The organism is Embleya scabrispora DSM 41855 (genome assembly GCF_000372745.1).
Lineage (GTDB): Bacteria > Actinomycetota > Actinomycetes > Streptomycetales > Streptomycetaceae > Embleya > Embleya scabrispora.
This window is the reverse complement of record NZ_KB889640.1, coordinates 44,543-69,772: the sequence shown is the minus strand read 5'-3', so window position 1 is coordinate 69,772 and position 25,230 is coordinate 44,543. Positions and strand designations below refer to the sequence as shown.

At 72.2% G+C, this 25,230-nt stretch carries 25 protein-coding genes; 13 read left to right on the top strand and 12 right to left on the bottom strand.

Annotated elements, in window-relative coordinates:
• Positions 1-55: 55 nt before the first annotated feature.
• Positions 56-1,030 (bottom strand): cytochrome P450, encoded by a 975-nt coding sequence (locus A3IC_RS73510; protein WP_425387335.1) that lies wholly within the window; start codon positions 1,028-1,030, stop codon positions 56-58.
• On the opposite strand from A3IC_RS73510, the gene A3IC_RS71000 reads away from it, so the two are divergent.
• Positions 917-1,423, top strand: coding sequence for a hypothetical protein (locus A3IC_RS71000; RefSeq protein ID WP_245599298.1), 507 nt, complete (start codon positions 917-919; stop codon positions 1,421-1,423). The genes A3IC_RS73510 and A3IC_RS71000 overlap by 114 nt on opposite strands.
• A 149-nt stretch (positions 1,424-1,572) precedes the next feature.
• Here the strand turns inward: A3IC_RS71000 and A3IC_RS54520 are convergent, their stop codons facing one another.
• Entirely contained in the window at positions 1,573-2,103 is a 531-nt protein-coding gene (locus A3IC_RS54520) for a hypothetical protein (RefSeq protein WP_020550827.1), read from the bottom strand.
• A gap of 238 nt (positions 2,104-2,341) precedes the next feature.
• On the opposite strand from A3IC_RS54520, the gene A3IC_RS0114810 reads away from it, so the two are divergent.
• Positions 2,342-3,436: a hypothetical protein gene (locus A3IC_RS0114810; protein ID WP_020550826.1), complete on the top strand. Its 1,095-nt coding sequence runs from the start codon at positions 2,342-2,344 to the stop codon at positions 3,434-3,436.
• 82 nt (positions 3,437-3,518) lie between these two features.
• On the opposite strand, the gene A3IC_RS0114805 is transcribed toward A3IC_RS0114810, so the two are convergent.
• Positions 3,519-3,845, bottom strand: a complete 327-nt coding sequence (locus A3IC_RS0114805; RefSeq protein ID WP_020550825.1) for a hypothetical protein — start codon at positions 3,843-3,845, stop codon at positions 3,519-3,521.
• A 299-nt stretch (positions 3,846-4,144) separates the two neighbouring features.
• Here A3IC_RS0114805 and A3IC_RS54515 point away from each other — a divergent pair, with 299 nt between their 5' ends.
• Positions 4,145-5,404 (top strand): glycosyltransferase 87 family protein, encoded by a 1,260-nt coding sequence (locus A3IC_RS54515; protein ID WP_020550824.1) that lies wholly within the window; start codon positions 4,145-4,147, stop codon positions 5,402-5,404.
• A 120-nt stretch (positions 5,405-5,524) separates the two neighbouring features.
• Here the strand turns inward: A3IC_RS54515 and A3IC_RS0114795 are convergent, their stop codons facing one another.
• From A3IC_RS0114795 to A3IC_RS0114785, 3 genes are all read right to left on the bottom strand, one after another.
• Complete coding sequence (locus A3IC_RS0114795; protein ID WP_020550823.1) at positions 5,525-5,758, bottom strand: hypothetical protein; 234 nt, start codon at positions 5,756-5,758, stop codon at positions 5,525-5,527.
• A gap of 407 nt (positions 5,759-6,165) precedes the next feature.
• Positions 6,166-6,357 carry a ferredoxin gene (locus A3IC_RS0114790; protein WP_026218271.1) on the bottom strand — a complete coding sequence of 64 codons (192 nt, stop codon included), beginning with the start codon at positions 6,355-6,357 and terminating at the stop codon, positions 6,166-6,168.
• 20 nt (positions 6,358-6,377) lie between these two features.
• Positions 6,378-7,598 carry a cytochrome P450 gene (locus tag A3IC_RS0114785; RefSeq protein WP_020550821.1) on the bottom strand — a complete coding sequence of 407 codons (1,221 nt, stop codon included), beginning with the start codon at positions 7,596-7,598 and terminating at the stop codon, positions 6,378-6,380.
• A gap of 182 nt (positions 7,599-7,780) precedes the next feature.
• On the opposite strand from A3IC_RS0114785, the gene A3IC_RS0114780 reads away from it, so the two are divergent.
• Positions 7,781-8,410 (top strand): TetR/AcrR family transcriptional regulator, encoded by a 630-nt coding sequence (locus tag A3IC_RS0114780; protein WP_020550820.1) that lies wholly within the window; start codon positions 7,781-7,783, stop codon positions 8,408-8,410.
• 7 nt (positions 8,411-8,417) lie between these two features.
• Here A3IC_RS0114780 and A3IC_RS0114775 read toward each other — a convergent pair whose 3' ends face one another.
• Positions 8,418-9,341: a LysR family transcriptional regulator gene (locus A3IC_RS0114775; RefSeq protein ID WP_020550819.1), complete on the bottom strand. Its 924-nt coding sequence runs from the start codon at positions 9,339-9,341 to the stop codon at positions 8,418-8,420.
• Positions 9,342-9,566: 225 nt separating this feature from the next.
• Here A3IC_RS0114775 and A3IC_RS0114770 point away from each other — a divergent pair, with 225 nt between their 5' ends.
• Both A3IC_RS0114770 and A3IC_RS0114765 read left to right on the top strand, forming a co-directional pair.
• Positions 9,567-10,814 (top strand): MFS transporter, encoded by a 1,248-nt coding sequence (locus A3IC_RS0114770; protein ID WP_020550818.1) that lies wholly within the window; start codon positions 9,567-9,569, stop codon positions 10,812-10,814.
• A gap of 199 nt (positions 10,815-11,013) precedes the next feature.
• Positions 11,014-11,424, top strand: coding sequence for a nuclear transport factor 2 family protein (locus A3IC_RS0114765; protein WP_020550817.1), 411 nt, complete (start codon positions 11,014-11,016; stop codon positions 11,422-11,424).
• A 145-nt stretch (positions 11,425-11,569) separates the two neighbouring features.
• Here the strand turns inward: A3IC_RS0114765 and A3IC_RS0114760 are convergent, their stop codons facing one another.
• Positions 11,570-12,502, bottom strand: coding sequence for a hypothetical protein (locus tag A3IC_RS0114760; RefSeq protein WP_020550816.1), 933 nt, complete (start codon positions 12,500-12,502; stop codon positions 11,570-11,572).
• 193 nt (positions 12,503-12,695) lie between these two features.
• On the opposite strand from A3IC_RS0114760, the gene A3IC_RS0114755 reads away from it, so the two are divergent.
• From A3IC_RS0114755 to A3IC_RS0114745, 3 genes are all read left to right on the top strand, one after another.
• Entirely contained in the window at positions 12,696-13,076 is a 381-nt protein-coding gene (locus tag A3IC_RS0114755; RefSeq protein ID WP_026218269.1) for a MerR family transcriptional regulator, read from the top strand.
• A 117-nt stretch (positions 13,077-13,193) separates the two neighbouring features.
• Positions 13,194-13,964: a CmcI family methyltransferase gene (locus A3IC_RS0114750; RefSeq protein WP_020550814.1), complete on the top strand. Its 771-nt coding sequence runs from the start codon at positions 13,194-13,196 to the stop codon at positions 13,962-13,964.
• A 397-nt stretch (positions 13,965-14,361) separates the two neighbouring features.
• On the top strand, positions 14,362-15,639 hold the full coding sequence (locus tag A3IC_RS0114745) for a sensor histidine kinase (RefSeq protein WP_425387333.1): 1,278 nt from the start codon (positions 14,362-14,364) through the stop codon (positions 15,637-15,639).
• 148 nt (positions 15,640-15,787) lie between these two features.
• On the opposite strand, the gene A3IC_RS0114740 is transcribed toward A3IC_RS0114745, so the two are convergent.
• The 3 genes from A3IC_RS0114740 to A3IC_RS62295 all read right to left on the bottom strand — a co-directional run bounded on the left by A3IC_RS0114740 (position 15,788) and on the right by A3IC_RS62295 (position 19,458).
• Positions 15,788-17,281 carry an amidohydrolase family protein gene (locus A3IC_RS0114740; protein ID WP_020550812.1) on the bottom strand — a complete coding sequence of 498 codons (1,494 nt, stop codon included), beginning with the start codon at positions 17,279-17,281 and terminating at the stop codon, positions 15,788-15,790.
• A 134-nt stretch (positions 17,282-17,415) separates the two neighbouring features.
• Positions 17,416-18,402, bottom strand: coding sequence for an aldo/keto reductase (locus A3IC_RS0114735; protein WP_020550811.1), 987 nt, complete (start codon positions 18,400-18,402; stop codon positions 17,416-17,418).
• Between the two features lie 252 nt (positions 18,403-18,654).
• Positions 18,655-19,458 carry a peptidoglycan-binding domain-containing protein gene (locus A3IC_RS62295; protein ID WP_020550810.1) on the bottom strand — a complete coding sequence of 268 codons (804 nt, stop codon included), beginning with the start codon at positions 19,456-19,458 and terminating at the stop codon, positions 18,655-18,657.
• Positions 19,459-19,964: 506 nt separating this feature from the next.
• Between A3IC_RS62295 and A3IC_RS0114725 the strand changes: the two genes are divergently transcribed.
• Complete coding sequence (locus A3IC_RS0114725) at positions 19,965-20,828, top strand: IclR family transcriptional regulator (protein ID WP_245599305.1); 864 nt, start codon at positions 19,965-19,967, stop codon at positions 20,826-20,828.
• 10 nt (positions 20,829-20,838) lie between these two features.
• On the top strand, positions 20,839-21,504 hold the full coding sequence (locus A3IC_RS0114720; RefSeq protein WP_020550808.1) for a TetR/AcrR family transcriptional regulator: 666 nt from the start codon (positions 20,839-20,841) through the stop codon (positions 21,502-21,504).
• On the opposite strand, the gene A3IC_RS54505 is transcribed toward A3IC_RS0114720, so the two are convergent.
• Positions 21,481-22,917 (bottom strand): MFS transporter, encoded by a 1,437-nt coding sequence (locus tag A3IC_RS54505; protein ID WP_052173503.1) that lies wholly within the window; start codon positions 22,915-22,917, stop codon positions 21,481-21,483. The genes A3IC_RS0114720 and A3IC_RS54505 overlap by 24 nt on opposite strands.
• Positions 22,918-23,312: 395 nt before the next feature.
• Here A3IC_RS54505 and A3IC_RS0114710 point away from each other — a divergent pair, with 395 nt between their 5' ends.
• Complete coding sequence (locus tag A3IC_RS0114710; protein WP_020550806.1) at positions 23,313-24,161, top strand: alpha/beta fold hydrolase; 849 nt, start codon at positions 23,313-23,315, stop codon at positions 24,159-24,161.
• A gap of 156 nt (positions 24,162-24,317) precedes the next feature.
• The gene (locus A3IC_RS0114705; protein WP_020550805.1) at positions 24,318-25,223 is read left to right on the top strand and encodes a VOC family protein; all 906 of its coding nucleotides are present in this window, start codon (positions 24,318-24,320) and stop codon (positions 25,221-25,223) included.
• Positions 25,224-25,230 lie beyond the last annotated feature (7 nt).

The following is a 25,230-nucleotide window of genomic DNA, read 5'->3' as shown; positions in this document are numbered from 1 at the left end:
GGGGCGTCGGCGCAGGTGCTTTTCGCTACCGTCGTCGGCATGAACCCGGAACCCATCACGCACTTCGAGCCGCTGCCCGGACGGACCGGCCACGTGGCCGGCATCGAATCGCTCGTTCTCGACGGGCGCCGCTACTTCTTCGGCTTCGACGGGCAAAGCGACATGGCCGTCTCGCCGTTGATCGACGACCCGGACACGATGGCGGCGTTCGCGAGCGAGCACATCCGACAGACCGACGGCCGGCACGAAGCCGACTACTGGGCGGACCTGATCGCGTGGGCGGTGCACGGTTCGGATCTGGTGGCGCGGGACGCGGACCGGGAGTTCGAGACGGCCCGACTACGTGGCGAACTACCGCAGCCCGGAAGCAACCTGCTCTATCTGCTCGACGCGGTCGCCGGGTGGGACGAGTCGCTGTCCAAGCCGGTGGAGGTGGAACGGGCCTACACACGCCTGGGGTTCGACGAGGACGACCACGTCGAGGCGCTGGACCACGGCCTGGCGGTCGTTCGGGCACACGGCGTGCCGGCCCGGCCGGACGAGTGGACGGTGGTCCGGTTCCACCTCGCCTCCGCGGTGCGGCGCGTACCGGGCAACTGGAAGCTGCTGTTCGACCCGGTGGGGGAGTGCGTCGCCGCCCACGGGTGAACGGATCCGGACCGGGCGCGGCAGCTCGGGTGCCCCTGATTCGGCGCCGGATCAGGTGCATCGGCAGGGCGCGCGGGGTCAGCCCGCTGCGCGGGGTGGGGCGGACCGGAGCGGCCGAGGCCGGCCGCAGTCGCCGGCGGGACGCGATCGAGGCCGGCGCGAGGGTGGCCTCGGTCAGTGCGAAGGTGTCGCCGATGCACTTGTGCGGACCGCTGCCGAAGGGCACGAACGAGCTGCGCGACCAGGTCCCCGGGCCGATGCCGTCGGCATGTTCGCGGTCCGGCCGGAACCGGTTCGGCTCGGCGTGGAACCCGGGGTGGCGGTGCGGGATGTATGGGCTGAAGACGAGCGTGCTGCCCGCGCCCAGCCGGCGGCCGGCCACCTCGATCTCGCGCGTGGCCGTGCGCGGGAGCACCCAGGCCGGCGGCCCGCCCGGGGTGGGCAGGGAGTCGACGGCGGGCAGCAGGGCGCGCAGGTTGAAGCCCCTGAGGAAGGTGTCCAGCCTGTCGCGCAGTTCGGCGATGTCGCGATCGGCGATGCCGGAACCGAAGAGGCTGCGCACGGCCACGGTCGTGGTCAGCGCGAACATCTCGTCGACCATGTCGACCACCCGGCCCGGCCGCCGGCGATCCGGTGCGACGCCGATCTCGCGGTGCATCGCGTCGGCGTAGCCGGACAGGTGCTCGGCGCGGAACGCGGGTTGCATCATCATTCGTTGCCGGCGGTGGTCGGCGTGCGGACACGTGGCCAGGCCGTTGCCCAGCGCGGTGCGTGAGCCCTCGTAGAGCGGTCCGACGCGGTCGAAGGCGCGGCCGTCCGCCGGCACCAGCCGGGCGAGTTCGGGATGGCACAACACGAAGGCCGGGCGCGGGGGACGTTTCCCGGATCGAGGGCGTGTCGGGCCGGCCACGGGGTGGGCCGGCGCTACTCGCGCCGGTTCCGCGGGTTCGGCAGTCCGAACAGGGGCAATCGGCACAGCGGAGGCGGCTCGCCCGGCAAGCCGAGTTCGTACCAGTGCGCCCGCAGCGTGTAACGGAGCAGTCGGCGGGCGCGGGTGGCCAGGAACGCCGCGAGGGGCAGTTCGCACAGCGCGGCGGAGGCGAGGCTCAGCCACAGGTCGGGCGTGCCCCACGCGAGCATCACGTCGAACCACGCGTCGCAGACCAGCAGGGTCGCGGTGATCATGGCGGCGGGGATCAGCGCCTGCCGGCGTCGCCACCCGAAGTACGCGGTGCAGGCCAGCGCGATGAGCAGGCCCACGTCGAAGCCCGCCCACGCGTCCCGCCAACGGCGCGCCTCGTAGTGCATCGGCAGGCTGACGAGCAGATAGCCGGTCCAGGGTATGAGGATCAGGCAGCACGCGGACATCAGCGCGAGAGCGTTGCGCCGCGCCGAGCCGGTGGCATGCATCTCGTGGCGCAACGCCTGTCCGCGTTCGTCGGCTTCGGGGCTCATGGCGGCTCAGCGTACGCGCCGGCCTCGGTCGGGACGCGGGCCGCGGATTGGGGAGGCCGCCCCGGATCTCTTCGGCCGGCCGAGCCGGGACCGGCGGCTTCGCCGGCGCGGCAGGCGGGACCTACTCTGATGGCTCGGCTCGTGCCGATCGGGCGCCGTCTCACCCTGTGGCCCGCGGTGCGCGGGGCGGCTCCGGTCGTGGGCTCGGGCGGTCCGAGTGTGGGACGGAGGCGGGGGCATGCGCGGGTGGGGATCGCTCCGAGACTACGAGAATCTCGACGAATACGGACCCGACGAGGACCGGAACGGTCTGCTGACCGTCGACGAGTTGGCCCGGTTGGATCCGCCGCTGGAACCGGTGCAGGCGCCGCGTGGTGTGCTGGTCGGTCCGGAAAACACGCAGGGCGACCTATTGTTCGCGATCGACGATTGTGCGCCGACCGTCTTCGAGTGCGCCGACTGCGGGGCGATCACCGAGGAAGCGTGCGTCTGGCGGGCCAACCGGCCGCAGTGTCGCGCCTGCCGGCACCTCACCCTGCTGCTGGACGCCCAGCGGGAGGTCCGGGCCGGGCGGCGCCGGTCTGTCGAGGATGTACGGAGGCGGTTGGCCGACGACCGGCTGGCCGTGGTCGCGGTGCGGCTGGTCGGGAGCGTCCCCGATTCGGCGCACGGTCGGTCGGTGCCGCCGGCGGCCCACCTGGACGTCGTCGACCGGGACGGTCGGCCGCTGGCGAAGGTGTGCACACGACTGGTCGCCGACGTCGATGCGCGGACGCCGGCCGACGCGCTGCCGGCCGAGCAGGCCGCCGCCGTGCTGCGACCGGCGCTGGTCGGTCGCCGCCTGGTGTTCTGGTCCATACTCTCGCTCGGCGAGGTGCAGCGGGCGGGCGAGCGGTTGCGGGTCGACTTCGGTCTCGACGGAGGAAGTGGGCAAGGCGGCCCGGACGGTGGGGTGTTGGCTGCCGAGGTCAGCACGTGGCGCGGCGACGTGGATCCGGCGACGTACCGGCCGCGCATGTTCGACGAGCCCGACGACGCCGGTGTCCTGCTCGACCTGATGCGCCGAATGGCCGCGACGCCGGTGCCCGACGCCGATTCCGGCGCGTACCTGAGTTCGCGCACGCGCGACGGTCGGCGGGGCGTGCTGATCGCGGTCACCGGGCCGCCCGGCGCGATCCGCCGGGTGGAGGCGGTGTTGACCGCGACCGGCATGCTCGCCGACGACGGCCACTCGGCGGCGGATCGCCCGGTCCGGCCCGCGCCGCACCACCCCGGGTTCGTCACGGCCCACCTGCCCGGGTTGGTCTTCGACGACGACCACGAACCCGGCTGAGGCGAACCGCGGCGTGTCCCGCGAGGCGGTTGAACGGCCTCCGGCGTGTCTTCGATCCCCCGTCGGGCCGCGGCGGCGGAGGCTATGCCTGGCCGGTTTCGAAGCGGCTGATGTGGCCGTCGGGGGTGATGGTGAACCGCCAGGCGGTGCGCATCTCGCCCCACGTGTCGTTGCGGTAGCTCACGACCAGGGCGCGCCCGCCGTCGGACTCGGTCACCACGTCCATGTGGCCGTTGGAGGAGAAGATCTCCCGATCCGCCCAGTCCTGCAGATCGCGGTCCGAGCCGTCGTCGGACATCGTCGCGTCGGTGGTCAGCAGCGCGGCGAAGGCGTCCTTGTCACGCGCGTTGACGGCGGCGACGAACGCGCCTACCGCCGGTTCGGAGAGCTTGCCGGGGGCGATGGTCACGGGGACCTCCTGGACGGATGGCGGACGGCGTGCGTGTGCTCCGCACGTCGTGCACGGGGGTGCCCCACCAGGGAACAACACGACCGGCCCGAGGACGCCGACCCTCACTCGTTTGCCGCACGGCGGCGTGTCAGGGCGAACTCGGCCCCGCGGCGCGACCGGGGATGTCGACCGTGTGGTCGGCGACCGCTCGCGGTGATCAGCCGGTCGGGCGGGGTGCGGGCCGTGCGCTCGACACCACCTTGATGGCCGAACCACAAGCGCCGGGAACGGACCGGCGCGCGGGTTAGCGTCGTCGTATGAGACGCCCCACCGGCTTCGGCGGCCGATCCCGCGTGCGGCGAGGGGGCGTTCTCGGCGACGCCCCGGACGGATCGCCTGCGGCGCGCCGGCTGTGGCTCTGGACGTCGGCCTGCGCCGTGTCGATCGGCGTCTACCTGCTCGCGCGACACCTCAGCCACCCCTCGATGGTCGACCTGGTGGTCTACCGCGCCGAGGGGCTGGCCGTGCGCGAGGGGATCGACCTGTACGGCCCGCTCGACACGCCGCACGGCCTCAGGGCGACCTATCCGCCGTTCGCCGCGCTGCTGTTCGTCCCGCTGACCTACCTGCCCGAGGATGTGCTGCTCGGGCTGGGCGTGGTCGTGAATCTGCTGCTCGTGGCGATCGTGGTCCGGCTCTCGATGCGCCTGGTGGACCCGGGCGGGACGCGCCTCGGCCCGTGGGTGCTCGCGGCCGCGAGCACCTTCGCCCTCTGGTTCGAGCCGGTGTTCACCACGATGCGCTACGGGCAGGTCAACCTGGCGGTGCTGGCCGTGGTGCTGTGGGACTTCGGCCGTCCGCCCGGCGCGCGTCTGCGTGGGGCGGGTCTGGGGCTGGTGGCCGGGATCAAGGTCACCCCGGCGGTCTTCGTCGTCTATCTGCTGCTCACCGGACGCCGCCGCGAGGCGCTCACCGCCATCGGCACCGCGGCCGGGACGGTGGTGTTCTCGGCTGTGCTCCTGCCCGGGGCCACCCGGCGGTTCTGGACCGATCTGGTGTTCACCCCCGAGCGGGTCGGGCGGGTGGAGAACGCCGCCAACCAGTCGGCGCGCGGGCTGCTCACCCGGGTGACCCGGCTGTTCGATCCCGGCATCGGCGGGACGGCGACCATCGTCGCGGTGGGCGTGCTCGGCATGCTGTGCGCCGTGATCGCCCACCGTCGGCGCGGGGACGCGTGGGGGCTGCCCGCGGCCGCGGTGGCCGGGCTGCTCGCCAGTCCCATCTCCTGGAGCCACCACTGGGTGTGGTGCGTGCCGATCGCGATCCTGTTGTGGGCGGGGCTGCGGGGTCCGAACGCGCGGCCCGAGACGCTGTTGTCCGCGGGTCTGATCGTCTTCCCGAGCTTCCTGGTCTGGTCCGTACCGCACCTGCCCGGTCAGGAATGGCATCTGACCGGCTTCGAACTGCTGCGCTCGTCCTGCTATGTGGCCTTCGGCGCGGCCTTCCTGCTCGTGGCCGCGCGCCCCGAACCCGAACCGTCGAGGCGGGCGGAGCGGTCGTCGGCACTCTCGGGCTGACTCGGCGGCGGCATCCACGGTTTCCCGGCGACGGCCGGGGGTGGTCGATCGATGCCGCCAAGTTCCGTGCGGATGTGGCGAGTTGCGTTCCGTGCGGGCGCGACGTCGGTGCCCGAGGGGCTATCGGTGCAGGGCGTGTCGGAGGGCCTGGACGAGGGCGTCCGGGTCGATTCCGGGGTCCAGGTGCAGCACCGGAACGGCCTGCTCGGGGGCGTCGGGGCCGGATCGATGGTGAGCGGGCGCCGGTTCGGCAGCGGGCGCGGGTGTACGGATGGGGGCGAGGAGGTCGAGGATGTCCTCGATCGCCGTGGCGAGTGTGCCCAATGCCTCGTCGAGCGACGCGGATGTGGTCATGACGGATCAACGAGTGCCCGCCTTCGGCCGCAACGGCGTACGCCGGCACACCATCCGATCGACTGCCTTTGTGTCACTCCCACCACCGGCGTGTCACGTTCCCGCGCCCCGTGCCGGCCCCGCGGTGCCGTCCGCCCGGGAGCGCGCATGCGTGACGGCGCCGCCCGCCCGCCCGGGGCCGGGCCGGGGCCGGAACGTCCCGCCGGAAGGGGTGAGGGTGGCCCCGTCGAGGTCCGCCGGGCACGCCCAAGGTGGTCGACATCGGTTTCGGGGCCGTCGGCGAGCAGCCGGGTGTTCTCCGACAGGCTCACGCCGTTGACGCCGTTGTAGGCGCACATCACCGCCCAGGGCGCGGGTCGCCGCGTATCGGCGGGACCGGGCCGCACGCGGCCCGGTCCCGGGGGCGGCTATTCGGTGGTGCGGATGGCACCGGAGGGGCACAGCCGGCCGGCCTGACGGGCGGCGCGGTGCAGCGCGGTGGCGGGCTCGGGGGCCAGGACGGTGACCAGCCCGTCGTCGTCCTGGTCGAAGACCTCGGGAGCGGTCAGCGCGCACAGGCCGGCGCCGACGCACACGGTGCGGTCGGCGGTGACGCGCAGGCCGGCCGCCTTGGCGGCGCTCACCAGGTGACCGGGAGTTCGTTGACGCCCTGGATCGTGGTGCCCGGACGCAGCGACAGTTGCTCGACCGGGACGGCCAGACGCAGGGTCGGAACGCGCTCGAACAAGGCGGTGAGGATCACCTCGAGTTCCAGGCGGGCCAGATTCTGCCCGAGGCACTGGTGTACGCCGTAGCCGAAGGCCAGGTGATGGCGGGCCGAACGGTGCACGTCGAAGGTGTCCGGATCCTCGAACACCGAACCGTCGCGGTTGGCGATGGAGTTGGTGACGATCACCCCGTCGCCGGCCCGGATGAGTTGCCCGTCGATCTCGATGTCGGCCGTCGCGAACCGGCCGCCCGCGAGGTCGGCGATGGCGAGGTAGCGCAGCAGTTCCTCGACAGCGCCCGGCACGAGTGTGGGATCGGCGCGCAACGCGGCATGTTGGTCGGGATGTTCGAGAAGGGTGATCACGCTCAACGAGGTCATCGAGGCGGTGGTCTCGTGACCGGCGACGAGCAGCAGGATCGCGGTCGAGACCAGTTCCTCGCGCCCGATCGCGCCGGTCGCGAGCTGTTCGGCGACCAGCGTGGACAGCAGGCCCGGCGCGGGTTTCGCCCGGAGCGTGTCGATCAGCCCGTCCAGGTAGTGTTCGAGCCGGTCGCGTGCGGCACGGGCCTCGGTCCCGTCGGTGGACTGGAGCAGTCGCCGGCTCGCGTCCTGGAAGAAGTCGTGGTCCGCGTAGGGGACGCCGAGCAGTCGACAGATGACCATCGAGGGCACCGGCAGCGCGAACAGGTCGACCAGGTCTGCGGGCGGGCCCGCGGCCAGCAGGTCGTCGATCGCCTCGTGCACGATGCGCTCGACGTCCGAACGCATGCTCTTGATCCGTCGGACGGTGAACTCGGCGATGGTCATCCGGCGTCGGGGACCGTGTTCGGGTGGGTCCAGGCTGATGAATCCCGGGTGACGGTCGCGCAGCGCCCGTATGCGGGGCGAGGTCGAGGGGAAGTCGGCGTGGGTACGGTCCGAGGACAGTCGCGGGTCGGCCAGCAGCCTGCGGGCCGCCTCGTGCTTGGTCACCACCCAGGCCGGGCGGCCGTCGTACAGGGTCACCCGATGCAACGAGCTCGGTTCGTCGCGCAGCCTGTTGTAGTCGTCGGGGAGTCGATAGGGGCAGGTTCGGTCGCTCGGGAAGGCTGGGGTTTGTCCGGTCCGAAAGGTCGCAGCGGTCTCGTTCATCGATCCCCTCGCAGCCAAGGCGCGGATTGGGCATGGTTGGCGTGATCGGGCTCGCTTGTGCTCGGCCGGTCACGTAGAGAACGAATGGTTCTCTCCTGGGAGGCTAAGCTGCCCATTCAGAGAACGCAACGACCTCTCCACTACTCAAGGGAGTTACGCTGTCACCCAACGTCGGTCGGAACGTGGTCGACACGGCAGTCGACCATCGCAAGGGGCCGCGTCGGCGCGGCGAGGAACTGGAGTCCGCCATCCTGACGGCGACCCTGGCGGAACTCGTGGAGGTGGGCTACCCGGGGTTGACCATGGAGCGGGTGGCCGCCCGCGCTCGCACCGGGAAGGCCACCCTGTACCGCCGCTGGTCCAGTCGAGCCGAACTGGTCGTCGACGCATGCAAGTTGCCCGGTGTGTCGGACGTCGACCCGCCCGACACCGGGGCGTTGCGCACCGACATGATCACGCTGCTGCGGCGGATCTCCGCCAAGCTGGCCGGTCCGCTCGGCGACATCCTGCGCGGCCTGCTCGCCGAGACGGGCCGCGATCCCGAACTGGCCCGGCTGCTCCGCGAGCGCTTCCACACCGTCGGCCCGTCGTCGGTCCGGATCATCCTGGAACGGGCGGTCGAGCGCGGCGAGATCGAGTACACGATGCCGACCTCGCGCCGCGCAACGGTGGCAACCGACCTGCTGCGCAACGAGTTCCTGCTGTTCGGGGCGCCCATCGAGGACGCCGTCATCCTGGACATCGTGGATGACGTCTACCTGCCGCTGATCCGGTGCCCGGTCTCCGGTCCGGGGCGCGAAGGCGGACGGTAGGCGGCGCTCAGGCGGGCGCGGGCGGGGACTCGGCGGATCGGTCGACGACGGCGCGGACCTCGGCGATCAGGCGCGCGATCAGTGGCTCCGGGGCCTGCTCGGTCCACACCAGCGCCAGTTCGCTGGGCTCGGCGTCGGCCACCGCGAGCCAGCGCACGTTCGCGGGTGGCGCCCAGCGGCCGAGCGGTTCCGGGGCCAGCCACACGGCACGGCCCCGGGCGACGGTGAGCAGGGCGTCCTCGATCTGGGCGACCACCGGGCCACGGGGTGCGGGAGCGCCGTCGGGGCGCGGGTCGGCCATCCAGTGACGTTCGGTGTCGGCGGAGGCGAACACGTCGGGACGGACCACGGGTTCGTCGGCCAGGTCGGCGAGCTCGACCCGGTCGCGTCCGGCCAGGCGGTGATCGCGGGACACGGCGACGGCCCGGCCGTCGGTGCGCACCACCGCGTGCCGCAGGCCCGTGTCGCCGACCGGCAGCCACATGAACGCGGCGTCCGCCGATCCCGCCTCCAGGAGTTCGAGTTCCTCGCGCGGTGTGCGCACCGTCGTCAACTCCACGGCCAGCCCCGGTACGGCCGCCTCCATCGCGTCGGCGACCTCGCCCGCGAACAGCGAAGTCGCGTAGGGGCAACAGGCCAGGCGCAGCGAGCCGGTCTGCCTCCGGGCGACCTGCTGCACCCGCTCTACCAGCTCGGCGAGTTCCGCGACCACCGCCTTGCCGCCGGCTGCCAGCTCGTCGCCGGCGGCGGTGAGCAGTACGCCGCGGTGGGTGCGGACCAACAAGGTGACCTTCAGGGCGCGCTCCAACTGCTGGATGTGCCCGGAGACCGCCTGCTGGGTCAGGTGCACCCGGGCGGCCGCGCGGGTGATGTTCAGCTCCTGGGCGACCGCGATGAAGGACTCCAGGTGGCGCACATCCACATCGATCATCGCGTAATCATACGAATGTGCTGGTCCGAGCCGGCGGCCCGTGCCCGGTGGCCGGCCGCGCCCGGCCGAGGCGGAGCCGCGGTGCACCGTGAGGCGGCGACCGCGGTGCGACAAGTGGGTGTTGTGGCCGTCCACGCGCATCGTTGTTTCCGCCGCCGGTGGGTGGCGCGGGAGCCTGGGAGCCTCGCACCATCCCCCGTCACAGGCCCGGTCAGGAGTATTCCCATGCCCGTCGAAGCGACCGCCTCGGTCCCCACCCCCACGCCGTCCACCATCGCCGACCCGATGAGCACCCGGGGCGGCGATCCGGCCGGTTCGGAAGCGGAGCGGGTGCCACTCGAACGCTGGCTCGCCGTCGCGGCGGTGGCGGTCGGCACCTTCTCCGTGGTGACCGCCGAGCAACTGCCCGTCGGCCTGCTCACCTCCGTCGGCGGCGAACTGGGCGTCTCCGAGGGCACGGCGGGCCTGATGGTCACCGTCCCCGGACTGGTGGCCTCGGCCACCGCGCCCATCCTGCCGGTGCTGATCGGCCGGCTGGATCGGCGGATCGTGCTGCTGGGACTGGTCACCCTGATGGTGGTCGCCAACATCCTGTCCGCGACCGCGCCCAACTTCGCCGTCCTGATCGTCTCGCGTTTCCTGGTCGGGATCAGCATCGGCGGATTCTGGTCGCTGGCCGCCGGGCTGGCCGTGCGCATGGTGCCCGAACGGTACGTGCCCCGAGCCACCGCGATCGCCTTCGGCGGGGCCACCGCCGCCAACGTCCTGGGCGTCCCGGCCGGCACCCTCATCGGCGGACTCACCGACTGGCGGATCGCGTTCGTGGCCCTGGGCGGCCTGGGCCTGCTGGTCGTGGTCGCGCTGCTCCTGCTGCTGCCGCCGATGCCCGCCACCGCGCCGGTGCGACTGCGCACGCTGGGCGAGCAGTTCCGCAACCCGATCGTCCGGGCCGGCGTCCTGGCCACATTCCTGCTGGTGAGCGGCCACTTCGCGGCATTCACCTTCATCAGCCCGATCCTGCAGGACCGTTCCGGGATCGACGAGGGCCTGATCGGCCCGGTTCTGCTCGCCTTCGGCCTGGCCGGCATCGTCGGCAACTTCCTGGCCGGTGCGGCGGCGGGCCGCAACGTACGCGGCACGATCATCACGATCAGCGTCGCCCTGGCCGCCCTGCTGGCCCTGTTCCCGCTCGCGGGCGGCACCGCGATCGGTGGCGTGGCGCTGCTGATCCTGTGGGGTCTGGCCTTCGGCGGCGTGCCGGTGGGTGTCCAGACCTGGATCCTCAAGGCCGCCCCCGACGCCACCGAGGCGGCCACCGCGCTGAACACCTCGATGTTCAACCTGGCCATCGCACTGGGTGCGCTGTTCGGCGGCATCCTGGTCAACACCGTCTCCACCGCGGGCGTTTTGCTCTTCGGCGCCGCCCTCAGCGCGCTGACCTCGCTGGCCGTATGGGGCACGCGCCGGATCTGATCCCGCGGCGCCGGTGGTGCCGGCGATTCCCCGGAGGGAATTGTTCGGGCCGCGCGATGGTCGCAGGATCGTTCCCACGGGCCGCGGCGAGACGGACGGCCCGATCGAGTACGCACCCGGCACGTACCGAGCACACACGCCGAGTACGGACCGAGCACGCAGTAGACCGAGCACACCGAGTACAACAGGAGCCAGCGCCATGTCGGAGAACACCGCCACCGCCACCCTGACGACCGCCGAGGTCATCGCCCGGTTCAACGACGCGTTCACCACGCACGACCCGGCGCTGTTGGTCGGCCTGGTCGCCGACGACTGCGTGATGGTGAGCGTGCAACCGGCGCCCGAGGGCACACGGTACGAGGGCCTGGACGCCTGCCTCGGGTTCTGGCAGGACCTGGCGGCGGACACCAACACCAATTTCCAGCCGCAGGACGTGTACGTCTTCGGGGACCGCGCGGTGATCAAGTGGCACGTGTCCTTCGGCGCCGGCGAGGTCAACGAGGTGTTCGGCGACGCACACGCCGACTCCGCGTGGGTGGCGGGTGTCAACCTGATGCAGATCCGGGACGGACGCATCGTCGAGGCCCTGGGCTACAGCAAGTCCCCGTGACGCGCGACCTTGTCGGCGGTCCGGGTGCGCGCGTGATGCGCTCGCACCCGGACCGGATCGCGACGTGTACGCCGGGGGCGTGGGACGTGCGCGGCGGCGACACGGATGTGGGCCGCGTGCGGCGGCGACGCGTCCCGACGAGGAGTCAGCCGGTCAGGGCCGACGCGATCTCCCGGCGCAATTCCGAGTAGGTGGGCGCCAGTTGCCGCAGCCCGGCAGCCAGGGCCGGGTCGTCCTCGACCACCAGGGGATATTGCAGCGCTCCGACCGACGCGGCCTGTCGGGCGGCCACGCGCGCCGCCCGGACCAGGCCCGACTCGGCCAGGCAGCCGGCGGCGTCGTTCAGCCTGCGGGCGCCGACCCGGATGCCGAACGTCGCCAGCAGGGTGCGGACATCCGGGGCGAGCCCGCGCGGGATCGACTCGGCCAGCGCCGCCAGGGCGTCCGCGCCGCCGAGCGTGCCCGGCGGCACGGGCAGGTCCTGCCGGCCGTCGAGCCAGCGCACGGCGGCGGGCAGCGACTCGCGCAGCGCGTCGGCGACGGCGACCTCGCGGACCCGGACGAACCGGGTGCGCAGCACGTACGGCGCGTCCAGGTAGGCGATCGACGCGCCGCGCCACGCGGCGGTGAACTCGCCGATGGGCAGCCGGGCGTAGGGATACCCCTGCGGGTCGTGCACGAGCGCGGTGTCCTCGTCGGCGGCCAGGACCACCACATAGTGGTCGCCGCCGTTCGCCACCGGCGTGCCGGGTCGATACGTCAGCAGTCCCAGGTCCAGCGGCCCGGCCAGGACCGGGCCCCGGGCGCAGGCGGCCCGCAACCGGTCCGGCGCCTCGTCCGCGGTCCCGCCGCGCTCGCGCTCGCAGGTCCAGCCCAGCGCGGCGATCGCGGCGTCCAGGCCGATCTCCGGATCCCAGCCGAACGGATCGAAGAACGGCGTTGTGCCGGCCACGAGTTGCACCCCGAAGGGCGAGCCGGTGAGGGTCTCGACCACGGCCGGAGCCGGCGCGTGCGAGCCGAGCATCATGCACAGACAATGGGTGTAGCAGTACGGCCCGGAGCCGTTGTAGGCGATCATGCGACCCAGCACAGTGCCTGACACGGTGTCAGGGTCAACCGGGGGACGGGCTCGAACCGGTGCGCCGTACCCGCCCGCCGAACCGGCGCGCCGTACCCGCCCGCCGACCCGTGCGCGAACTCGCGGCCGGCGCGGTCGCGACTTCTCCGGCAAGGGGGCGCGGCGTGTGGGGGACTGCGGGCACAATGCGGTCATGACCACCGCGACGCGCTACCTCACCCCGGCCGAGACGGCGGAACGATCCGGCTTCAGTCTGGACACCCTGCGCTACTACGAACGCATCGGCCTCCTGGCCGACGTGGACCGGGCGCCCAGCGGCCACCGCCGTTTCACCGAGGACGATCTCCAATGGCTCGGCATCCTGCGCTGTCTGCGGGACACCGGCATGCCGATCGCCGACATGCGGCGCTACGCCGAACTGGCGCGCACGGGCGACCAGGAGTCGCTGGCCGAGCGGATAGCCCTGCTGGAAAAGCACGACACCGCCGTCGAGCGACAGATCGCACTGCTGCGCACCCAGCAGGGGCATCTGCGGGGCAAGATCGACTGGTATCGCTCGATCCTGCCGCACTGATTCCGTACGACGAGGCGTCGAATGCCCCAATCGTGGTGAAACGATGGGTAAAAGGCCGCCCGAATCGGAAATCCCCCTCTTCAATGGGAAGCGGACCGAGCCCTTCGCGGCCGGACCGTGGCCCGACCCGTCGAGACACCGGGACAGGAGAGGATCACCATCACCGATCACATCGAGGTCGCGCAGCTGCCGCCGACCGTCACCGCCGACCACGAGGCGACGCTCCTGGAATACCGGCGAGCACGCGGGCGGCAACACGTCCGCGACTGGTACGCCGGGCTGCGGATCAAGAAGTTTCCCGAGGACCTGCGCGTGTTCGAGCATGTGCTGTGGTCCTCACGCGCGCAGGTGGTGGTGGAACTGGGTACCCACCTGGGCGGCTCGGCCCTGTGGTTCCGCGACCGGCTGCGCACCCAGGCCGGATACGGGCGCGTCCCGGAGGCGATCCGGGTGATCTCGGTGGACCTCGATCAGGATCGCGCCGCCGCTCTGCTCCGCGCCGCCGACCCGGGCTTCGAACGGGAGATCACCCTCGTGGCCGGCGACGTCACCGACCCCGAGCTCGCCGAGCGCGTCGCGGACATGGTCCCGCCCGGTGCGCGCTGCCTGGTGGTCGAGGACACTCTGCACGAATACGCCACGACCAGTGCCGCGCTGCGCAACTTCGCGCATCTGGTCCCGGAGGGCGGGTTCTTCGTCGTCGAGGACGGCATCGTCGACGACCCCGACCTGTGCCCGCCCGGCATGCCGGGCGGCGTACTGCCCGCCGTCGCCGACTGGCTGGTCACCGAACAGGGCGGCGCCTTCATCACCCGGCGCGACCTGGAACTGTACGGCGTGACCAGCCACCCACACGGCTGGCTGCAACGGACCGCGCCCGCTCGCTGATTCGCCGCCGCGATGAGCCGCGCCGCGAACGCGCGGCGACCTGCCGGCGGGGTCGTGCCTCCGCGCGGATCGCCGGCCGGGCATACCGCGGTGGGTGGAGTCGGCATGGCGTGTACCGCCGGAGTTCGACCCGGTTTTCATCCGATGAGGGCATGTCGAACCGGGCGCCGGATTCGTAGCGTTGTTCTCGGCCGGCCGACGTCGAAGGACAGCGGCCGGCGGCGCGGGATGGTCGACGGGAGACGGAAGCGCGATGCGTGCGGTAGAACGTAGACGCGACTCGGGGGACGGCGGGCTCGGTTCGGACCGCCGGGGTCCGGCGCGACTTCCGTCGACCGTCGCCGGTACGGCATGAACGAACGGGTACCGCCCACCGGGCGGCGGAGCCGGAGGCCCAGTGTTCGGCGATAGGCCGCGCGGCTCGCGCCGGGAGGGATTCGGGCGGGGCCGGGTCCGGGCACGGATCCGGCGGCCGGACCCGCGGGTGGTCGACGCGATCCTGGCGGTGGCGCTGGCCGCGGGCGGTTGCGTGGCCGGGCAGCAGTTCCACCCGGAGGGTTGGGTGCGCTTCGACGCGACCGCGTACCTGCTCACCTGCGCGCTCAGCCTGCCGCTCGCGCTGCGCCGGCGCGCTCCCGTGCCGGTGCTGATCGCCTCGGGCTCGATGTACGTGGTGTACCTGGCCGTCGGTTACCAACCCTCGCTGAACTTCTGGGCGCCGGTGATCGCACTGGTGACCCTGGCCGGGCAGCGTCCGCCGCGGAGTGCCGCCATGGGCGCCGTGTTCGTCGCCGCCGTCGTCGCGTTCAGCGGCATACGGGGTCGCCTGGGGCCGGCGCTGGTGCTCGCCCAGGCCGTGCTCGTACCGGTGGTCGCGGTGGTGATCGGCGACGGCGTACGCAGACTCGCGCAGCGCAACCGACAACTGATCCTGCTCACCGCGCGGCTGGAACGCGAACAGGAGGAACGGGCCCGGCGCGCGATCGTCAACGAGCGGGTACGCATCGCCCGGGAACTGCACGACGTGGTGGCGCACCACATGTCGGTGATCACCGTGCAGGTGGGCCTGGCCTCGTACGTCTTCGACTCCGACCCCCGCGCGGCGCGCGCCGCTCTGGACGTCATCGGGGATGTCGGGCGGGACGCGTTGGACGAGATGCGGCGGCTGCTGTCGCTGCTGCGAGTCGACTTCGACGAGGACGGCGGGAGCGGCGGGGCCGAGGGCCGACGGGCCGACGCGGTCGACGGCGCCGCCGATCCGATGCCGGGGTTGGATCGGCTCGCGGATCTGGCCGAGCGGATGAGCGCGGTCGGGGTCACCGTCGACCTGACCACCGAGGGCGTCCCGAGGCACCTGGCCCCCGGCCTGGAACTGTGCGTCTACCGCATCGTCCAGGAGGCGCTGACCAATGTGGTCAAGCATGCCGGGACGCCCCGCGCCGACGTCCGGATACGGCACCTTTCCGACCGGCTGTGCGTCAGCATCGCCAACGACGGCCCGCGCGGCGCCGCGTCCCGACCGCGAGTCGGCCCCGGCACGGGTCACGGCCTGATCGGCATGCGGGAGCGAGCCAAGATCCTCGGCGGCACGCTGTCCGCGGGTGAACGCCCGGAAGGCGGCTTCCGCGTCCACCTCACCCTGCCCCTGGACACCGCTCCCCCGCCGGGCGGATAGGCGAGGGGGACGGCTCGGCGGGGGTGGCGCCTCGGTCCGGCGGTCGGTGGCCGTCGGTGGCCGGTCGGGGCCGGTCCGGCGGCCGCGGGGTGGGCGTGCGGCCGGCGGTGCCTCGTCGGCGATGCCCGTGCGCCCCGCGGCCGGGGGCTCAGACGCGGACCGCGGTGCCCGGGAGGGCGTCGAGGCAGAGGACGCCGTCCTGGACGACCGGTACGCCGCCGACCAGGACGTGGGCGTAACCGGTGGCCGGGCGCGTGCTGTGTTCGTAGGTCGCCTGGTCGGTGACCGTGTCGGGGTCGAAGACGATCAGGTCGGCGTCGCACCCCGCCTGCACGCGGCCCTTGCGGCGCATCGCGGGCACGCTGTCCTGGAGGATTTGCGCGGGCCCGAAGCTGCTGCGCGCGATCGCGTCCATGAGGGTGAGCGCGCCCTGCTCGCGCACGTAGCGGCGCAGCACCTTCGAGAAGGTGCCCGAGGTGCGCGGGTGGGTCATCGCGCTCGGCGGCAGCGGCCACGCCATCGGGTCGGCCGGCCCGTTCGTCCAGGTCAGCGGCATCGCGTCGGAGCCGACCACGCTGCCGGGATGCAGCAGGGCCCGGTCCACGAACGCGCGATCGTGCGGGTCGGTCTCGTCCAGGAAGTGCACGACGGCCAGGCCGCCCGGGTCCTTCGCGCGCAGCTCGCGCAGTCGCGCGGCGTCGGCCGGGCGTTCGCCGGTGGGGGCGTAGACGATGTCGGACGGTGTGATGCCGGCCCAGCCGAGGTTCTCGGGGGCGAGGAAGGCCGCGCCGATGGCCGTCATCCCGGCGCCGTAGGGGTAGACCTCGGTGGAGACCCGGCCGCCTTCGGCGCGCACGTTCTCCATCAGTCGCAGCACCCGGTCACTGTGTCGGAGCGACGTGGACTGGACGTGGCAGAAGTGCGCGTGCACGCCGGTCTCCGCCGCGGCGCGGGCGATCTCCTCGGCGCCGTCGACGAGCGTGTTCTCGTCCTGCTCGACCAGGTTCCGGGCGTGCGTGTACGTCGGGCGGCCCGCGTCGGCGGCCAACCGCGAGACGGCGAGGTACTCCTCGGGCTTGACCCGCGGTGCGTAGCCGACCACGATCCCGATGCCGAGCGCGCCGGCGGCGAGGTCCTTGCGCAACAGTTCGAGCAGCTCGTCCACCTGGCGGTCGTCCGCCTCGTGTTGCCACGCGGTCGTGCCGAGTTGGGCGAGGGCAACGCGCATGCCACCGCCGTGCGGAAGCCCGCCGACGGCGGTCATCCGGGCCTGGCACCAGGAGGCGGAGAAGCCGTAGTTGAGCGGTCGGCCCTCGGCGCCGGCCTGCCGATAGCCCTCGTCGACCGGCGACAGGCCGGCTTCCAGGTCGAGCGCGGTGGTGACCCCGTCCATGGCCTGGAGGCGGTGGCCGGCCACGTCGTGTGAATGGCTGTGCATGTCGATGAAGCCCGGCGCGACCACCAGACCCCGCGCGTCCAGCGTCCGCAGGCCGGTCAGGGGCTCCCGGGAGACGGCGCTGATGGCTCCGGCGGTCACACCCACGTCGGCCACCGCGTCGAACCCGGTTTCGGGATCGAGCACGCGACCACCCCGCAGCACGAGGTCGTGGGTCCCGGATGGCAGAGCGGCTGATTGCGTCATGGGACCACAGATTAGGCAGTCGACACCGGGCCGGGTCCGTCCGCGCGGCTGAAATCTCGGCACCGTCTTCGTGCACCCCGACCAGCACACCACGGGCCCGACCGCGATAGGGACCCCGATGCCGGGCCGAAGTCCTACCGGGCCGCGTCCAGGCGGGTGCGCTGGTCCCCGGACAGTTCCAGGTCCACCGCGGCCGAATTCTCCTCCGACTGCGCGACGGAGGAGGCGCCGGCGAGCGGGATGATCGGGAACGAGCCGCCCAGCTGCCAGGCCAGTACCACCTGGTTCACCGTGGCTCCGGTCTCTTTCGCGATTTCGCGCAGGACCGCCAGCCGCGCGGGCGTGCCCGGGTGGTCGTAGTCCGGCGGCAGCGGCTTGTCTTCGCGCCCGTACGCACCGCCCAGCAGCGGCGAGTAGGCGACCAGGGTCAGGTCCGGCTCGGCCCGCAGGTAGCTCAGCAGGTCGGGCCCGGCGTGACCGAGGCTGCCGTCCTCGAACAGCGCGTCGGGCATGTCGTAGCGCGGCCGCAGATGGCTGTGCTGGTACTGCAGCACCTCATAGCCGGGCAACCCGGCCGCCGCCGCCAGCGCGCGGGCCCGCTCCACCCGCCATATCGCATGGTTGCTCACGCCCAGCAGCCCGACCGTGCCCTCCGCCACCAACTCGCCGAAGGCTTCCACGGTTTCGCGCAGCGGCACGGTCCGGTCCTCGATGTGCGCGTAGAGCAGGTCGAGCCGGTCCACGCCCAGGCGTTCGCGGCTGCGCTCGGCGGCCTCGCGGATCACCTTCGCGGACAGGCCCTCGGGATTGTCGAGGTAGCCGGTGCCCGGTGTCGACGGGGCCGCGCCCAGTTTGGTGGCGATCACGATCTCGTCGCCGACGCCGCGGCTGCGCCGCCACCGCCCGAGCAACGCCTCGCTCTGGCCGCCCATGCCGCCGTCCGCCCAGAAGGCGTAGTTGTCCGAGGTGTCGATGAAGGTGCCACCGGCCTCGACGTAGCGGTCCAGCACCGCGAAGGAGGTCTTCTCGTCGGTCCGAGTACCGAAGAGCATCGCGCCGAGAGCGAGCACGCTCACCGTGCGACGGGTGGCCGGCTCGGTGCCTATGGTGCGGTACTTCATGGGTCTTCCCTCCCGTTCCGGGCCCGTCGTGTCGGGCCCGGAAATGGAGTCAACAATCTGGAGCGCGCTCCAGGTCAAGCACCGAACACGGACGACAGGGGCCGGCCCGGCGCCACTCCCGGCAGCCGGGCCGCCGCATCGCGTCCACGCGGCGATCGGACCGGGCGCCGTGGTGGTCGGGGCCGGTTCGATCGCCGCGTGGTTGGTGTGGTGGTACGTCACTCCTGTTCGTCGGTCGTCACGGTTCGCGGGTCAGCTCACTCGGAAGCCGTGTTGGTTGCCGAGGCGGGTCAGGGAGGTCTGGCCCGGGATGCCGTTGGCGTCGGTGCCGGAGAAGCCCAGGCGGCGTTGGTAGGCCGCGTAGGCCCGGATCGTCGCCGTGCCGTACGACCCGTCGACCAGGCCGGACGCGAGCAACCCCTCGGCCTGGAGCGCCTGTTCGACCAGCAGGACGTCGGTACGGTGCGCCGCGGCGCCCTGCGGTGCGGGCGGGTCGTGCCGGGCCGAGTCGATCACGTTCGCGAGCGCGACCGTGGGCTTGCCGGTGCGCGGCGCGCCGCCGCGCGGGTCGTGCGGATCCGCGGTGGGTGGGCATCCGTCGGGAAAGCGAGGCGCGAGGTAGCCGGTCACCCTCGGGTCGGTGCGGCGAAAGGTGTGCGAGTACACGCCGTTGCCCTGGCCCGCGTCGCCGCCGGTCGGGATCGTATTGCCGCCCTTCGTGTACACGTGCACGTCGTCGAAGCGCACCACGATCTCGGTGTGCGCCCCGTTGCCGAAGTCGACCCACGCGCCCCAACTCGGATACTCCGACCACTGGCCACGCGCCCGCGCCCAGTCGGCGAACGCGGACACGTTGTCCACCTTGGGCACGATACGGGCGAGGCCGACGTCGTTGTACATGCACCAGTCGAAGATGACGCACCACGCGACGCCGTCCTCGCCGAACTCCCGACCCCACTTGGTGTGGTTGTCGTATCCGTCCCGGGCGTTCCAGCCCTCGTACACGCCCTCGGGAACAGCTTGCAGATGTGCGATCAGGTCGTCCCATGTGGCCATGGACGCCCCCCATTTCACGCCGGGCGGAACGTACACACGATGGCCGGGGTGGGGACCCCGTTCCGGTGGGCCCCCCACACCCCGGGCGCGCCCCGCAACCGGCACGAAGCGCACACTGACGTCGCTCAGGGCATACCCCGTGACCTGCGACGTGTACCACGAGTGTATGTTCGATGGCGTTTAGTAATCAGATCATAGTATGTATCGACCCGGCCGAGGGTCGCTGTACGCCGGTGCGACCGGGAAGTCGGCGACCGTGACCGCGATTTCCGTGCGTTCCGCTTTTGCTCGGGTCGGCGTGCGGCGCACCGATGGCTGCGGCAACCCTCGTACGCCGCCGAGCCACGGCACCCCGATCCCTCGTTCCGCGCGCCGCCCCCCACTCCGACGCTCCGCAGCCCGACGCTCCGCGGCCCCGGTCGACCTCGTTTGCGGGTCGAGGTTGCTTGCCTAGAATATTGATTCTAGAGTCTTTGTTCTAGGGCCATGGTGAGGTGGTGTCGGATATGGATATGGACGCGGGCATGGATACGGACATGCAGATGAACACGCACGCGGACGTGACCGATCGGTCGGTGGTGAGGGCCGCGGAGCCCGGGGCCGAGGCGAGGTCGGCTCCGTCGGTGTTGTGGAAGGCGTTTCGCGTGCTGGGGGTGTTCAGCCACAGTCGGCGCGTACTGACGCTCGCGCAGATCGTGCGCCGCAGCGGGTTGCCGAAGTCCACCGCGCATCGGGTGCTGGCGATGCTGCTGGAGGTCGGCGCGGTCGAGCAGCACAGCGACGGGTATCGGATGGGGCTGCGGATGTTCTCCTTCGGCGCGCTCTCGCCGGAGGTCGCGCTGCGGGACGCGGCCCTGGTGCATTTGGAGGAGCTGCATCGGGTGACCGGGCAGACGCTGCATCTCGCGATCCTGCGCGACGGCGACGCCGTCTACCTGGAGAAGCTCCGCAGCCGCCGACACGACCGGTCCCCGGCCCTGGTCGGTGGCCGGCTGCCGGCCCATTGCACCGCGATCGGGAAGGCCATGCTGGCCTTCTCCGCGGAGCGCACGGTCGCCGACGTACTGGCCGCGCCGCTGGAGCGGCGGACCGCCCACTCGGTGACCTCGCCGGCGGCCATTCGTCGACGCCTGGCCGCGATCCGAGCCGACGGTTACGCCGTCGACCGCGAGGAGGCCGTCGACGGACTGGCCTGCGTCGCGGTCCCGGTGCTGGCCGGCGGTCGGCCCGTCGCCGCGGTGTCGGTCGGCTTCGCGGCGGCGGCCGGCAGTGGCACCGTACTGGTCGACCCGCTGCGCCACACGGCCGCCGCGATCTCCCGGTCGCTCCTGGCCGGCTCGGCCGGGCGACTGATCGCGACCGGTGGGTAGGGTGGCGGCCATGGACAAGACCAGCGCGAACCGGGACCGGATCCTGGACGCGGCCGAGCGTCTGTTCAGCACCCGAGGCTACGCGGACGTCACCGTCAGCCAGGTCTGCCAGGCGTCCGGCTTCCCGGTGGGCTCGATCTACCATCACTTCACCAACAAGTACGGCCTGCTCGCGGCGGTGTTCGAACGCTCCTCCGGGCTGTTCTTCGAGTCGCTGCCGGCCGTGGACGACCTGCCCGGCGACCCGCTGGACCGGCTCGGCATCTTCTACGACGCGGCCGCGCACGTGATCGGTGACCGGGTGCTGTTCATGCGGCTGATGTTCCTGCTGCAACTCCAGGAGGACAAGGACGGGACCATCGCGCCGCTGGTGCACGAGGCCCGGCGCCGGGTACGGACCGAGCTGATCGCCGTGATCGAGCCGGTCGCGCGCAGCTGTGGCGTCCCCCGTCCGACGGAACTCGCGCTGGAGCTAGCGGAGTTGACCATGTCGTTCACCGCTGGCCTGGTGGTTTTCACCGACGCGGAAGCGGTCGGCATCCCCGCCGGCATCCATCGGCTGCGCCAACTGGTCCTGGCCACCATCAGGGAAGCCGCGGACCCGCGAAGCACCCCCCGGCAAGCCACCGCGGAGGAGAGCGTCGCCGCCGAATCACCGATCCCGCACGGGCGCTAGCGCCGCCTCGGCTGCCCGGGGCGTGGGCAGGCCGAAGCGGGCCAGGAGCACCACGGTCAGTGCCACGGCCAGGCCCGATCCGGCGAGGACGACGATCGCGCCCTCGCGTGGCGGCGCACCGTTCGTGCTGAACGCGGCCAGGACCGCCGCGACGAAACTGCTCGCGGCCGCGCCGCCGATCCAACGGGTCAACGCGTTCGCGCTGTTGGCCATGCCGATTCGGGACGCGGGCACGAACTCGGCCAGTAGCGACGGGATCGCGGCGTACCCCAGGCTCACCATCACCCCGATGGTGAAGCTTGCCGCCACCACCTGGTACGGCCGATCGTGCGCCACGGTCAGCACGCCGAACCCGCCCACTCCGGCAAGTCCGGCCGCCACGAGGGTGAAACGCGCACCCAAGCGCGCGACCGACCGGCCGCCGATCGGCGCGGCGATCATCGACGCGACCGTCATCGGCAGCAGGTACACCACCGACGCGGTGAGCGCCGACGCGCCGAACCCGTAGCCCGCGGATTCGGGCCGTTCGCGGACCAGCTGGGTCAGCGCCAACACCGAAAGGAACATCACCGCTCCGACCAGCGCGGACAACGCATTCGCCACCATCACCGGCCGCTGCCGCAGCAGGTTCATCGCCAACAGCGGGTCGCGGCGCCCACGTTCGAACCGGACGAACAATCCCAGGACGACCGCAGCGGCAACCGCCATGGCCGGCACGGCCGGTGACGTCCAGCCCCAACTGCCGCCCTGCGACAGCGGCAGCATCACCAGGACCAGCCCCGTCCCCAGCACGGCCGCACCCGCGACATCCACCCGCCCGGCCGGGTCGACCACCGCCCGGCGCGGCACGAACAGCACGACCAGCAGCACCGCGCACGCCGCCACCGCGGCACACCCCCCGAACAGCACCCGGTAGCCGGGATACGCCCGATTCAGCAGGCCGGCGGCCACCGGACCCAGCCCGCCGCCCACCGCAAGGGTGCCCGACACCAGCGCCACCGCGGTGGTGAGCCGATCGCCGCCGACCTCGCGATACAGCACGGTGATCGCCAGCGGGAACACCGCTCCCGCCGTGCCCTGGAGCGCGCGCCCGAGCAGGAACAGCGGGAACGAAGGGGCGAGCGCGGACAGTACGGCGCCGACGGTGAGCACCGACAGGCAACACACCAGTACGCCCCGGCCGGCACGCAGGTCGGCGATCCGGCCGAACAGCGGAACGGTGACCGCCGAGCTGAGCAGCCCCGCCGTCACCGCCCAGTTCGCGCTGCCGGGCGACACGCTCAACTCCCTTGCGATGTCCGGCAGTACGGGGACCACGACGGCCGGCATCGCGCCCGCCACGACTCCGGCGAAGCACAGCGCGAACAGCAGCGGGCCGGATCGGGCGGACGGTGGATCCTGAAGGCTTGGCATGGCCGCACCGTGCCATCGGCCGGCGCGGTGACGGGCGATCCGTTCCGCCGGTCGGGACGACCGAACGCGGACCCGCCCGGCGATACCGCCACGCCGCGCGCCGGTGTCCCGGCCACCGGAACGATCCGACCCCCGCTCGGGCCGCGCGACCGAGACTCGCAAGCGGTGCAGGCGATCGCCACGACGGCTCGCCCGCAACGGCGCCGACCGGGTGGCCGCGTGGACGAATTCCCGGTGCGGGCGGCGGGCGACGCGGGCACGGCCGCCGCGTGCGCGGGCCACATCCACGCGGCATGCCGCGGCCTCGACATCAGGCGGCAACCAGGCGACATCCGGCCACACCCACGCGACATCCACGCGACATTCAGGCGACTCACCCCACGGGAGCCGAACACATGACCAACACGATCGTCACGTCCGATGTGACGGTGGGAGAGCACACCCTCCGGGTCAACCGCGCCGGCCAGGGCAACGCGGAGACCATTCTCTTCCTGCACGGCTCGGGACCCGGCGCCACCGGCATGTCCAACTTCGCCGGCACCATCGAGGCGCTGTCCGACACGTACGACTGCCTGGTCGTGGACCAGGTCGGGTGGGGCGACTCCAGCCACCCCGAGCACACCCCGCCCGGCTCGCGCCTGCGGCAGAACGTCGCGGCCTGTCTCGGCCTGCTCGACGAACTGGGCCTGGAGCGGGTCCACCTCGTCGGCAACTCGCTGGGCGGCGCACTCGCGCTGCACCTGCTGGTCCGCGCTCCCGAGCGGTTCGGCAAGGCCGTGCTGATGGGTGCCGCCGGTGCGGGCAACATGACCACGCCGCCGCCCGCCATGATGCGGCTGATCACCTTCTACGACGACCCCACCGCGCGGTCGATGGCCGAACTGATCTCGTTCATGCTGCACGACCCCACGTTGTTCGGCGACCGGCTCGGCGCCATCGCCGAGGAGCGCCTGGCGGTGGCGATCCGTCCGGAGGTGGAGCGCTCGCACCGGCAGACCTTCACCATGGCACCCGGAGCCGGCCCCGGGCTGCCCGAGATCGCACTGAAGCGGATCACCAACGACGTACTGCTGGTGCACGGACGCGAGGACGTCATCGTCCCGCCCGACGGCAGCGAGTGGTTCGCCCGCCGGATCCCCAACGCCCGCCTGTACCTGGTTCCGCACTGCGGCCACTGGGCGCAGATCGAACAGGCCGACCGATTCCAGGCCGTGACCCGCGCGTTCCTCGCCGGCCGGCTGTAGGCCCGCCGCACGCGAACGTCCGCCCCGGCGAAAGACGAACGGCGAGAGCCGGGCCGGCACCCGGCCGTCGCACCCGCGAGCCGTTGCGCCCGCACCGTCCCACCACACACCCGTCCCCGCACCGCCGTCCATCGAACAAGGGAGCAGGACCAGACCATGAGCATCGTGAGCGCCCTGGGCTACGTCGTCGTACGCGGCCCCCTGGAGGCGTGGCAGCGGTTCGGCCCCGACATCCTCGGGTTGCAGCCCGCCCACTCGGCCGACCCGGACACCCTCCTGTTCAAGACCGACAGCCGTTCCTGGCGACTGGCCGTCGAGGCAGGTGAACCCGCCGGCCCGCAGTCCCTGGTCGCCCTCGGCCTGGAGGTCAGGTCGGCCGAGCGACTGGAGACCCTCGCCGACACGCTGCGCTCGCGCGGCATCGAGGTGCACGAGGACCCGGACCTGGCCGAACGCCGCCGAGTCCGCGGCCTGATCGCGTTCCGCGACGCGACCGGCAACACCATCGAGGCGTACTGGGGCCCGACCGTCGACAAGACCGGCTTCACCTCACCGCGCGGCGTCACCTTCGTCGCCGGCGAGACCGCCGTCGGCGAGATCGGCATCGGCCACACCTTCCTGCTGGCCGACGACGTCGCCCAGGCCGCCGCCTTCTACACCGACCACCTCGGCTTCCGGCTCTCCGACACGATCGCCTTCGGCCCGCAGTCCGCACACTTCCTGCACTGCAACCCCCGCCACCACTCGATCGCCTTCGCCGCCATCCCGGGCGCACCGACCTCGGGCCTGGGTCACCTGATGCTCGAAGTCGACACCCTGGAAGCCGTCGGCCGTGCCCTGGACGCCGTCCAGGAGCAGGAGCTCCCCATCCCGCTGTCCATCGGCGAACACAGCAACGACCGGATGACCTCCTTCTACGTCCGCACCCCCTCCGGCTTCGACATCGAATACGGCTACAACGGCCGGGTCATCGACGACCGGGACTGGACCGTCAGCCACTACGAGTCGCCCAGCAACTGGGGCCACCGCTTCGCAGCCCCGCCCGCTCCCGGGACCGACTGAGCCGAGA